This is a genomic window from Methanobacterium formicicum (genome assembly GCF_029848115.1).
Lineage (GTDB): Archaea > Methanobacteriota > Methanobacteria > Methanobacteriales > Methanobacteriaceae > Methanobacterium > Methanobacterium formicicum.
Genome location: NZ_JARVXG010000051.1, coordinates 88,376 through 100,000 on the forward strand (window position 1 = coordinate 88,376; position 11,625 = coordinate 100,000).

Genomic DNA, 11,625 nt, shown 5'->3' on the forward strand with positions numbered 1-11,625 from the left:
ATCCTTTTTTTAATTTTACTAAAAGTTAGGCCAGCCTATCACAAATTAGATACACCTAACAATTTGTTTAAGGCAATTAGGCAATCCTAACACGTTAATTTAGGGAAAAAGATATATATGCCTGTTTTCATATTCTATAAACCCAGAGTAATGAAGGAGGTTTTAATTTTGGTAAATGAACTGGATATAGAGAACATCAAGGGCCTGGAAGAAGGGGAAGTATCACAGAAAATAAAAGAGGAAGGGTACAATGAACTTCCCTCCTCAGAAAAGAGGTCTTTTTTTACCATAGTCCTAGAAGTAATCCGGGAACCCATGTTTCTCCTCCTGATTGGCTGTGGCACCATTTACCTTATTTTAGGAGACCTTCAGGAAGCATTAATGCTTCTGGCCTTCGTTTTTGTGATAATGGGCATAACATTTTACCAGGAAAGGAAAACTGAACGCACCCTGGAAGCACTGCGGGATCTTTCCAGTCCCCGTGCCCTGGTTATAAGGGATGGTAAAGAAAAACGGATACCGGGAAGGGAAGTGGTCACCGGTGACATCATAATGCTCAAGGAGGGTGACCGGGTACCCGCAGATGGCGTGGTCCTGGACTGCAGTAACTTACTCGTAAACGAGTCCCTGCTCACCGGCGAATCTGTGCCCGTAAGGAAGGTGCAGTGCGGCGGAGTGATGGATATGCATCCCCCCGGTGGGGACGGATTACCCTCAGTCTACTCTGGAACCCTGGTGGTGCAGGGCCAGGGCGTGGCCCAGGTGGTGTCCACTGGCCTTAATACCGAAATGGGACGAATTGGAAAACGCTTGCAGACCCTGGAGACTGAGGATACCAGCCTGCAGAAGGAAACCAGGACTCTGGTACGTAACATGGCCCTGATTGGTGTGGCCCTGTGTGCCGCAGTGGTGGTAATCTATGGAATCACCAGAATGGACTGGCTCAACGGATTTTTGGCTGGTATAACCCTGGCCATGGCTATACTCCCCGAAGAGTTCCCGGTGGTTCTCACCATCTTTCTGGCCCTGGGTGCCTGGAGAATAAGCAGGAAAAACGTGCTCACCAGACGCTCCCATGCTATTCAGGCCCTGGGATCAACCACAGTACTCTGTGTGGATAAAACCGGCACACTCACCCTTAACCAGATGTCGGTGGATATGATTATGAATGGTGATGATTTTTACCAGGTTACCCGTGGTACAGACCACCTACCCGAGTCCTTCCACGAACTGGTGGAATTCAGTATACTGGCCAGTCAACGGGACCCCTTTGATCCCATGGAGAAATCCCTTAAGGAATTTGGTAACGACACACTACAGGAAACTGAACACCTCCATGAGGACTGGAAGCTCATCCGCGAATATCCCCTGTCCCAGGAATTACTGGCCATGTCCCATGTGTGGCAATCCCCGGATGGTGAAGATTACATTATTGCGGCTAAAGGAGCACCGGAGGCTGTAGCTGATCTTTGCCACATGGAATCTGCGGAACTGGAACAGTTATCCCGTAACATATCCCATATGGCCAGTGAAGGGTTGAGGATAATAGGGGTGGCCCGGGCACGGTTTAAAAAGACAGATCTCCCAGGTAAACAGCACGACTTTAACTTCCAGTTCCTGGGACTGGTGGGATTCCTGGACCCAGTTCGTGAGGAAGTGCCCCAGGCAGTAGAGGAGTGTTACCAGGCTGGTATCCGGGTGGTCATGATCACCGGAGACTATCCTGGCACCGCCCGCAACATAGCCCAGAAAATAGGCCTTAAAGACCCGGAAAGGATTATAACGGGCGATCAGTTGAATGAGATGGATGATGAGCCCCTTAAAGAACAGGTGAAGGATGTTGACATCTTCGCCCGTATGGTGCCGGAGATGAAGCTGCGCCTGGTGGAGGCCTTTAAATCCAATGGGGAAACTGTGGCCATGACTGGAGATGGTGTCAATGATGCCCCGGCCCTTAAATCTGCTCAGATCGGTATCAGTATGGGTGGCCGTGGGACGGATGTGGCCCGTGAGGCATCTTCCCTGGTTTTACTGCAGGATGACTTTTCATCCATTGTATCCAGTGTGAAAATGGGACGCCGTATCTACGACAACCTGAAGAAGGCCACGGCCTACATCTTCGCGGTGCATGTTCCCATTATTGGAATGTCCTTCCTACCGGTACTTTTCCAGTGGCCCCTGGTACTATTCCCAGTGCAGATCGTGTTCCTGGAGCTCATTATTGACCCTGCCTGTTCAATAGTCTTTGAAGCGGAAAAAGCAGAAGCTAACGCCATGAAACGTCCCCCACGCAGTTCATCGGAAACCCTTTTCAACCGGCAGAACATTGGTATGAGTATTCTCCAGGGGATCGTGGTTTTAGTGGTTGTTCTGGCCGTTTACCTGGTGGGCCTTAACCTGCAGGGGGAGTCCAGTGCCCGGACACTGAGTTACATCACCTTGATCTTCGCCAACCTGGCCCTGATACTGACCAACCGTTCCTGGTCCCGTACCATAATCCAAACTCTCCGCACCCCTAACAGTGCCCTGTGGTGGGTTTTAGGAGGCGCAGTTTTGTTTTTAGCGGCGGTTCTGTACTTCCCCCCACTGCAGCAGCTATTCAAATTCTGCCCCCTCAATCTATGGGAAATTCTGGGCTGCTTCCTGGCCGGTATGCTGAGCGTGATATGGTTTGAGGGATTGAAATGGTTCAAAAACAGGCCAAAGGATAATCTAGAACCATCCAGATAGTCCTTAAAACATAGAAGCTAAAAATTTCCCTATTCTCCTTTTTTTATTTTCCAGTGGTATCCACAATTTTTATTTTCTACTCCCCACCAATATAGTACTAGCCCAAAAAAAGTTCTACTTAAACTGGTGTTGTGAATGAAACCGGTAGATTCCTCCCTTATAAAAAAGGAAATAGATGAAGAATGCTCCCGCCTGAGAATACCCCTGGTTGGCTTTGCACCGGTGGAAAGATGGGAACATCCTCCGGAAGAACTTCCCCATGACTTCTCCACCTGGATACCCCCGGAATTCTGGCCCCAGTCCATCTACCCGGAAACCAGGACCGTGGTGGTGATTGGGCAATCTGTACCACTACCCATTCTGGAGACTGCACCTTCCATCTATTATCATGAACTCTACAACACAGTAAACACCATCCTGGATATTAAGGCCTATGAATTATCAACCTTCCTGACCATGAAGGGGCACCCTTCGGTTTTCATCCCCCGGGATGGTTACGGGGATATTGAAGTTCTCCTGGAAAAACCCCTGACCTTTTTCTCCCATAAACACGCCGCCTATCTGGCGGGTTTGGGATCATTTGGATTTAACAACGTCCTTTTAACTCCCGATTGGGGGCCCAGGATCCGTTTCACCAGTATATTCACCACCCTGGAACTGGAAGGAAATACCATTCCCGGTGATGACCTGTGCACCCACTGCCTCTCTTGCGCCCGGAACTGCCCAGTAGATGCCCTCGAGATGGAGGAAAAGGCAGATTTCCCACCACCTATGGATAAGGTAAGCTGTGCCACCCGCAGCCGAAGACTGAGAAAAGAATACCGGTCCCCCTGCGGTATCTGTATCAAGGTCTGCCCGGTGGGCCAGGACCGGGAAATATTCAAAAGAGGGAAAACATCCATGTACACCACCCGGACTGGTTTTGAGAAGTACCACCAGGCCTGGGAGCATGTGCGCCGCTACGGAAGTAAAAAACATATTCACTACAAATGATACAGCAGCAAAAAGTAAACCTTCCAGAGGATAAAAGAATACCTCCCTAAAGATAAAAGAATAGATGGAAGGACCAAATATTTATTTCAATTTAGAATTAATTTAGAGGATTTTTCATGAATTACAGATTTGCTAATCGTATGAACAAGATACCAAGGTCTTTTGTAAGGGAGATCCTGAAGGTTACCGATGACGAGGACATGATTTCCTTTGCCGGCGGATTACCCAATCCCCAGTCATTCCCAGTTGAAGCCATAAAAGATGCCACTTCTAAGGTTTTAACTCAAGATGGGGACAAAGTTTTACAGTACAGTACCACCGAAGGATACCATCGGCTAAGGGAATACATAGCCGAAAGATATCAGGGCCAGGGACTGGAGGTGGGGGTGGAGGATATCCTCATAACCAATGGTTCCCAGCAGTGCCTGGATCTGGTGGGGAAGGTCTTCCTGGACCGTGAGGATGGAGTGATCATGGAACGACCCACTTACCTGGCAGCAATACAGGCCTTTGGACTGTATGAACCAGAATTCCACCCCGTACCCCTCCTAGATGATGGGGTGGACCTCCATGCCCTGGAGACCACACTGAAGGAGGAAGATGTTAAACTCTTCTACACGGTCAGCAGCTTCCAAAACCCCACAGGAATCACCTATTCCACCAGTAAAAGGAAAAAAGTGGCGGAATTAATGGGAGAATACAACACCATACTGGTTGAGGATAATCCCTACGGTGAGATAAGGTTCATGGGAGAAGACATAGCCCCTATTAAATCGTATTTGCCTGATTCAATTCTTTTCGGGACTTTCTCCAAGATCGTCTCCCCGGGGATGAGGATGGGCTGGATTGTGGCCCCCCCAGAGATCATGGAAAAGCTCATCACTGCCAAACAGGCCTCGGATCTCCACTCCAACTACTTCACCCAAAGGGTGGTTTACCAGTATCTGCAGGATAACGATGTGGATCGACATATACAGAGCATAAGAAAACTTTACAAGTTGCAAAGGGATCAGATGGTCCAGTCCATCAGGAAGTACCTCCCTGCGGGTGTTAAACACACCTCACCCGAGGGTGGGATGTTCCTGTGGGTCACTCTACCCGAAGGTGTGTCAGCCATGGAGCTTTTCCAGCTGGCCATTGAGGAAAATGTGGCCTTTGTACCGGGAGAAACATTCTACACTGAAGATCCGGAAATAAATACCATGAGGCTGAATTTTTCCAATTCTAATGTAGAAGAAATTGCGGAAGGAATTAAAAGGTTGGGAAAAGCCATTGAAAAATTACAGGCCAATTAATTAAATGCATTGCCGGAATAGGCAATTATAAGGGTATTAGAGGAATTTTATGCCCACTTCTACCACAAAAATCATCACAAATTCCAGTTTAGACCGATACGGCCGAAGGGGCATAGTGGTGAATTTTTTCTTTATTATCCTTTCCTTACCAGTTCTCATGTCCTCAGCAGGCACAGTTTACTGGGTGAATGGATGGATCTATTTCATCCTTGTCCTGACTTATGAAATTGCCTATATTCTAATTTTAATGAAGATTAACCCCGGATTACTCAATGAACGTGGTAAATTCATTAAAGAAGGCACCAAATTCTTTGACAAAATCTATGCTGCTTCTTACTTGCCGTTAAGTTATTTGATCCTGGTCATTGCCGGGTTGGATGCCGTGCGTTATCACTGGTCAACCATGCCAGTATGGTTAACCTTCTTAGGTCTCATTACAATTTTATTTGCTTTTTACGTTTCTCTCAAGGCAATAAGTGTAAATTCCTACTTCGAATGCACCGTTCTAATCCAAAAAAACCAGAAAGTCTGCCAATCTGGCCCCTACAGTGTGGTTCGTCATCCCGGATATGCTGCGGGAATTATTTCCATTATATCCACATCCCTGATTCTTGGTTCATGGTGGAGTCTTATACCCAGTACTTTAATAGCCATTATATTGGTTATCCGTACAGCATTAGAGGATCGCACCCTACAAAATGAGTTAGCAGGATATAAAGAATACACTAAAACAACTCGCTACCGTTTACTTCCCTTAATCTGGTAATACAGATAAGTTAAAAGAAACGGATCAGAGAATCAATGGGGCAGATCATATTTAAAATGAGGAGAACTATAAAAAAATGGGGAAATGATGAAAATGTATCAGTCAACTTTCAATATTAAGGCTCAGGCACCTTTTGATTTTGATCTTAGTTGCAGGATTTTTTCCAATGGTGATAAAAGTATAAAAAAATATGCCAATAATCATTTCTGGCAGGCAGTTACCGTTGATGAGGTTACGCTGCTCCTTTATATTGAATCTGCAGGGTCGGTGGATGATCCGGAACTGGCAGTGAGTGTGGAATCAGAGGAAGAACTGTCTCCGGATATTCTTAAATCAATTCCTACAACTGTTCACCGGATTTTTAATCTGGGATTGGACCTGAAACCATTTTATGAACAGGTAAAATCCGATGATATTTTATCCCCCATTACAAACCGACTTTACGGTCTTAAAAATCCTTCCACTCCCACGCTCTTTGAGGCTCTGGTAGATTCCATTCTGGAACAGCAGATATCCTTGATTGCAGCCCACAGTATAGGGAACCGTTTCATAAAACAGTTTGGTTCGTCAGTTCATCTTTATGGCCAGGATTATTATTCCTATCCCTCTCCAGAAGACTTGGCTCATTTGGATCTGGAAGAACTCCGTAAATGCGGCATGAGCTCTAGAAAGGCGGAGTATATTCATGACATCTCATTGGACATAGTCCATAGGGATTTAGATTTAGAACATATCCGGAAAATGAGTAGTACCACTGAAATGATAGAAACACTGACCTCTATTAGGGGTGTTGGGCTGTGGACCGCTGAAATGTCCCTTTTACGTGGTTTGGGAAGATTAGATGCTATTCCTGCAGATGACGTGGGATTGCAACGGATTATAGGCCAGTATTATCATCGGGATAATGTATCCCAGCAGGATGTCCAAGATATTGCCAGTTCATGGGGGAAATGGAAGGGATTGGCCAGTTATTATTTGATTGTGGCTGAATTAATGAAGATAAATTAGAGTAATGAAGGATGATAAAATGGAGTTAAAATATATCTGTCCCCTGATCACCGTGGAAGACCTGGAAAAATCCCGAAAATTCTATGAAGAAATCATGACCCAGGAAGTGGAGATGGATCACGGGGCGAACGTGGCCTTTAAGGGTGGTTTTGCCATCCATGACCGGGAACATTACCAGGGGCTTTTGGGAGAATCTTCACTGGTAAACACCACTACCCCTAAACTGTTTATGGAGTTATACTTCGAATCTGAGGATCTGGATGAGATATGCCAAAAATTAGAGTCAGTTAATGTTAAATTCGTCCACAAGATCCAGGAACAGCCCTGGGGGCAGAGGGTTATGCGTTTTTATGACCCGGATGGTTACATCATTGAGGTGGGTGAACCCCTGGAATTTGTGGTGCGCAGATTTGCCAGTCAGGGCCTTTCCACCGGAGAGATAGCTGAACGTTCTTCTGTACCAGTGGAATTTGTTAAAATGGTTCTAGATCAAAAATAACCCCCTAATGATGAAAATAACTCTATATCTAAAATAAAACCAATATTGGTGAAAATAAATCTAAATCAAAAATAGAGACTTACACTTGTGTACTAGTTCTTAATTAATGATAGGGCTCAGGATATGATTCCTGAAAGGAAATAAAGATTAAAAAGAGTTATGAAAATCACCAGAATCGGGATGTTTATATTTACAAGGTGAATTGCCTTTTCCTTTTTAGAGGTACGCCGGAGGAGAAGGTATAAACCTACCAGTGTGGGGAACAGTGATAGCAAAGTCAGTAACTGGAAGTTGATCTGGGGGAAGAGACTGGAAAGGGATAGTAACAGGAGTGATAGGGTACCCATAACTCCAACCAGACCTATCATTATAAAACCCTTTTTTCTCCCGTTTTTCACTATAAACGTGTTTTTATGGCCTTTCCCATCACCTTCCATGTCCGGTATTTCCACGCTTAGAATAAAGCTAGTCATAAAAATAACAAAGGGTATAGTAAAGAGAACTATTTTTAAATCTAAATATCCGCAAATTGCCACGTAACCCGCTGCCGGAAGGATAAATCCACTTAACGCCGTTGCCACTTCACCTAACCCCCGGTAAGATAGTTTCAATGGTGGGGCTGAGTAGTACCAGGCCAATAAATTTCCTAAAAGAGCAATTAAAAGGAATGTTACCGAGGAATAAATATAAGAAAAAACCACAGCCAGAGATAAGGACAATAAGATTAAGAATATTCCAAAATTTTTGGCAAAAGGCCGGAGCTCCGGATTTTGAATTAAGACGCCGCTTCCCCCGGCAAAAAGAGTGGGCTGGTTGTAGTGGTCTACCTCAAAATCCCAGTAATCATTGGTGTAGGAAACAGATAGATGGGCCAATAATAAAACTGCGTATCCCCCTAAGAACCTATCCACTGAAAATGGTGTGGTTAAAGTAACTGCCAGCAGGGCTCCAGTGCTAAAACAGAGAAAACCAAATAAAAGAAACGGTAAACGCCCAAGTTTAAGGATTAAACCTATTTTTCTTAACCAAATCGCCCTTACCCCCCTATTCCCCAAAAAATATGGTAAACTTAATTATATTTATTAATTGTATCAGAATGTTCTTATTATTTTCTCTATTTAACCACTGAAAATAAAGGACATAAAACCATTGTGAATTAAATAATAACTGTTAACGCTGAAATTCTAAGAATCTGATTTTAATAATGAAAATAAAAAAACTTACATATATGATATAAATGTGAAATGATTAAAGCGCAGGGGACGGGATTTGAACCCGCGAGATCCAAAGGATCATGGGATTAGCAGTCCCACGCCGTACCAGGCTGGGCCACCCCTGCATTGATTTAGGTATTTAAAAAAGTGGGTAATCAAAACATTGTCTAATCTAGTATTTAAAGGTTTAAGCTAGTATTTAAAGGCAGACTTTCATCCTCAATTTTTAACTAACTTGGAATTTCCAGTTAAATACTGGAATATTCAGCTGAATACCCATTAAACTGTTTGGATACTCATCTTATAAGTTTAAATGGGCGTGTTCAAGGGTGGACAGCCCTCGTGAATGCTGGTGATCCAGAATTCCAACTCCGCCCCGTTGCTCCACAAGCATCAGCTGTTTAAGGTAGAGCTGCTTCTTTCCAGACCTGACCCGTTCCCTTAGTTAAGACAGTTTATTCTGGCCCTCCAGCCAGAACTCTGCCACCACTAATCCTGCGGGACGAGGTTTCTACGTTGAGATCCTGGGCCAACACCCAGTTAAACTGCCGCCCCTTGAACTTCGACTGCACCGTATAGGGGATGTGCGCTTACAGAGGACCCCTGACCCTCCAGTCTAGCCCAGTTAATGTTGGTGATGATGGTATTTTAACCTTACGATCAAATCATCAGGGTATTTTATAAGGTAACCCTTCTTATCCCCCTAATTTCTCATCACTTATTTCAACCATCTGCATCATAGTTATAGCATGGAGTGGCTTCTCATTATAGGCGTGATGATAAGTGTCTACATGGCCTTTAACATCGCTGCCAATGATATAGGAAACTCAGTGGGAACTGCCGTAGGCAGTGGATCCCTTACCATGAGGAAGGCTCTTATTTTAGGTGCGGTGTTTGAATTTTTAGGTGCCCTTTACCTGGGAAATAACGTGATAAAAACCGTGGGTAGTGGTATAATCAGTGCCGATGTTCTGGGTTCTGCCGGGGCATTTATCATTACCCTGGCCGCTGCACTGTGGATAACCATCACCATCATTAAAAAAATACCAATATCCGGTTCTGATGCCATTATCAGCGCTGTTTTTGGCTACGGCCTGGTGAGTGTGGGGCTAAACAGTATGAATCTCAATGTACTGGGCCTTGTACTTATCAGCTGGGTTTTATCACCGTTAATAGGTATGGTCATGGGATTCGGAATTTATTATCTCCTTAAAAATGCATTTATCCGTAAAGTCAGGGATATTGGAGCGCGGGGTCGTCTGGAAAAGGTTTTCTCCTATCTTCAGATTGGTAGCTCTGCCTTTGCTGCACTTAATGTAGGGGCTATAGACATCGCCGTAGCTACCGGAGTGCTCTTTTACGCCTTTGGAGGTAGTGCAGGGTTTGACCTTAAACTCATTGGGGCCCTGGGAATTGTCATGGGGATATTGGTGGCCGGGGGTAGGATCACCGATACTGTGGGTCGAAGAATAACTGATTTAATCCCTTCAAGGGGTTTTTCAGCACAGATATCGGCTGCATCAGTTGTATTCCTATTTGCCACCCTTGGAATGCCAGTTTCACCCACCCAGACCCTGGTAGGAACAGTTATAGGAGTGGGCCTGGCCCGGGGCACTAAAACCATAAAACTGGATGTTATCAAAAACATTGCCACCACTTGGATCATTACTATTCCGGCCTGTATTGCTCTTTCCATCTTCCTGTACCTTTTAGTAAACCTACTGGTGTGAAAATTAGTGATTTAGGGATGTGAGGTCATTTAAAATTTTTAAAAGGGATTAACCGGTTATCTATTGATGTTTTAAATTTTAAGTCCCCCAATGATTTACCAACCCGTTGATAAAAATATATGATACAAATTCCAAATATTTATTAATAAATTTTTGATGATGCTAGGATTTTGTGATAATTCAGTTAGGAGGATGAGTCTATGAAAGCAGATACTGTGAAAATTGCCGAGGGTGTGTACTGGATCGGAGTGCTGGACTGGGATATCCGTGATTATCATGGTTACACCCTGAATGGAACAACATACAACGCTTTTTTAGTTTTTGGTGAGAATGAGGTTGCCTTGATAGATAACACCTATCCTGGTTCTTCGGCTCAGCTATGGGGTAGAATAGAGGATGCCTTTAATCAGGAAAACCGGGAAGTGAAGGTGGATGTGATCATCCAGAACCATATTGAAAAGGACCACAGTGGGGCCTTAACTGAGATCCATAAACGATTCCCGGAATCCCCCATTTACTGCAGCCAGGTGGCCATAAACGGTCTGAAACAGCATTATCCTGGACTGGAAGGTGCTGATTTTCGTCCAGTTAAAACCGGAGACACCCTGGAAGTGGGTGGTCGGACCCTGGCCTTCCTAGATGCCAAGATGCTCCACTGGCCAGATAGTATGTTCACCCTCCTCCTGGATGAAGGTATACTGTTCTCCAATGATGCCTTTGGCCAGCATCTCTGCTTTAGACAGAGGTTCGACCATGAGATACCAGAATACGTGTTGATGAATGCTGCCCAGAAATTCTACGCCAACCTGGTGACACCGGCCTCCATGCTGGTGGTACGTAAACTGGAAGAGGTGCAGGAACTGGGGCTGCTAGATAAGATCAAAATGATCGCACCTTCCCACGGGCAGATCTGGACAGACCCGGGTAAGATTCTCACCGCCTACACCAACTGGGCCACTGGCCAGTGCAAAGATAAGGCTACCATTATTTACGATACCATGCATTACTCCACCCGTACTATGGCCCATGCCCTGGCCGAGGGACTGATGAATGGGGGTGTGGATGTGGCCATGTATTTCATGCACACTGATGAGCGTAGTGAAATGGTTAATGATATATTGGACAGTAAAGCCTTGCTTTTAGGGATTCCCACTATTTTCAACGGACCCTACCCCTCAGCCGGGGACCTGCTTTACTACTTGGAGGGGCTGAGTTTCCAGCGCACCGGACTTAAACGACTGGCAGTTACCTTCGGATCCAAAGGATGGAGTGGTAAGGCTGTGGAAAAGGTGGCAAGTACACTGGAAAAATGTGGCTTTGAAATAATGGACAAATACGAGATAAACTACGTGCCCACCAGTGATGAACTGGATAAATGCTACCAGATAGG

General features: G+C 45.1%; 9 protein-coding genes, 1 tRNA gene and 1 other RNA gene (1 of these 11 running past the window's edge). 8 read left to right on the forward strand and 3 right to left on the reverse strand.

The window, feature by feature from the left end; all coding sequences use genetic code 11:
* Positions 1-168: 168 nt before the first annotated feature.
* The 6 genes from QC759_RS07720 to QC759_RS07745 all read left to right on the forward strand — a co-directional run bounded on the left by QC759_RS07720 (position 169) and on the right by QC759_RS07745 (position 7,291).
* Positions 169-2,730: a cation-translocating P-type ATPase gene (locus QC759_RS07720; RefSeq protein WP_048073800.1), complete on the forward strand. Its 2,562-nt coding sequence runs from the start codon at positions 169-171 to the stop codon at positions 2,728-2,730.
* Positions 2,731-2,865: 135 nt separating this feature from the next.
* Positions 2,866-3,723, forward strand: coding sequence for a 4Fe-4S binding protein (locus QC759_RS07725; RefSeq protein ID WP_048072110.1), 858 nt, complete (start codon positions 2,866-2,868; stop codon positions 3,721-3,723).
* A 116-nt stretch (positions 3,724-3,839) separates the two neighbouring features.
* On the forward strand, positions 3,840-5,018 hold the full coding sequence (locus tag QC759_RS07730) for an aminotransferase-like domain-containing protein (RefSeq protein WP_048072111.1): 1,179 nt from the start codon (positions 3,840-3,842) through the stop codon (positions 5,016-5,018).
* Positions 5,019-5,067: 49 nt separating this feature from the next.
* Positions 5,068-5,784, forward strand: coding sequence for a methyltransferase family protein (locus QC759_RS07735; RefSeq protein WP_052659952.1), 717 nt, complete (start codon positions 5,068-5,070; stop codon positions 5,782-5,784).
* 93 nt (positions 5,785-5,877) lie between these two features.
* Positions 5,878-6,792, forward strand: a complete 915-nt coding sequence (locus QC759_RS07740; RefSeq protein ID WP_048073802.1) for a DNA-3-methyladenine glycosylase family protein — start codon at positions 5,878-5,880, stop codon at positions 6,790-6,792.
* Positions 6,793-6,811: 19 nt separating this feature from the next.
* The gene (locus QC759_RS07745; RefSeq protein ID WP_048073803.1) at positions 6,812-7,291 is read left to right on the forward strand and encodes a VOC family protein; all 480 of its coding nucleotides are present in this window, start codon (positions 6,812-6,814) and stop codon (positions 7,289-7,291) included.
* Between the two features lie 116 nt (positions 7,292-7,407).
* Here the strand turns inward: QC759_RS07745 and QC759_RS07750 are convergent, their stop codons facing one another.
* The 3 genes from QC759_RS07750 to ffs form a co-directional block, all read right to left on the reverse strand.
* Positions 7,408-8,346 carry a prenyltransferase gene (locus QC759_RS07750; RefSeq protein WP_279845467.1) on the reverse strand — a complete coding sequence of 313 codons (939 nt, stop codon included), beginning with the start codon at positions 8,344-8,346 and terminating at the stop codon, positions 7,408-7,410.
* A 199-nt stretch (positions 8,347-8,545) separates the two neighbouring features.
* Positions 8,546-8,630: transfer RNA gene (locus QC759_RS07755), tRNA-Ser, on the reverse strand.
* Between the two features lie 186 nt (positions 8,631-8,816).
* Positions 8,817-9,132: signal recognition particle sRNA (ffs, locus tag QC759_RS07760), an RNA gene on the reverse strand.
* 122 nt (positions 9,133-9,254) lie between these two features.
* Here ffs and QC759_RS07765 point away from each other — a divergent pair.
* The gene (locus QC759_RS07765) at positions 9,255-10,235 is read left to right on the forward strand and encodes an inorganic phosphate transporter (protein ID WP_048072112.1); all 981 of its coding nucleotides are present in this window, start codon (positions 9,255-9,257) and stop codon (positions 10,233-10,235) included.
* A gap of 200 nt (positions 10,236-10,435) precedes the next feature.
* Positions 10,436-11,625, forward strand: partial view of an FprA family A-type flavoprotein gene (locus QC759_RS07770; protein WP_048072113.1) — the 5' portion only. The gene runs 34 nt beyond the window's last position; only the first 1,190 of its 1,224 coding nucleotides appear in the window; the start codon lies at positions 10,436-10,438; its stop codon lies off the right edge, out of view.

What these genes read in the sequence shown, in the direction of transcription:
- QC759_RS07735 (WP_052659952.1), top strand. Translation starts at nt 5,068, where the DNA reads ATGCCCACTTCTACCACAAAAATCATCACAAATTCCAGTTTAGACCGA.
- QC759_RS07730 (WP_048072111.1), top strand. Translation starts at nt 3,840, where the DNA reads ATGAATTACAGATTTGCTAATCGTATGAACAAGATACCAAGGTCTTTT.
- QC759_RS07765 (WP_048072112.1), top strand. Translation starts at nt 9,255, where the DNA reads ATGGAGTGGCTTCTCATTATAGGCGTGATGATAAGTGTCTACATGGCC.
- QC759_RS07745 (WP_048073803.1), top strand. Translation starts at nt 6,812, where the DNA reads ATGGAGTTAAAATATATCTGTCCCCTGATCACCGTGGAAGACCTGGAA.
- QC759_RS07740 (WP_048073802.1), top strand. Translation starts at nt 5,878, where the DNA reads ATGTATCAGTCAACTTTCAATATTAAGGCTCAGGCACCTTTTGATTTT.
- QC759_RS07725 (WP_048072110.1), top strand. Translation starts at nt 2,866, where the DNA reads ATGAAACCGGTAGATTCCTCCCTTATAAAAAAGGAAATAGATGAAGAA.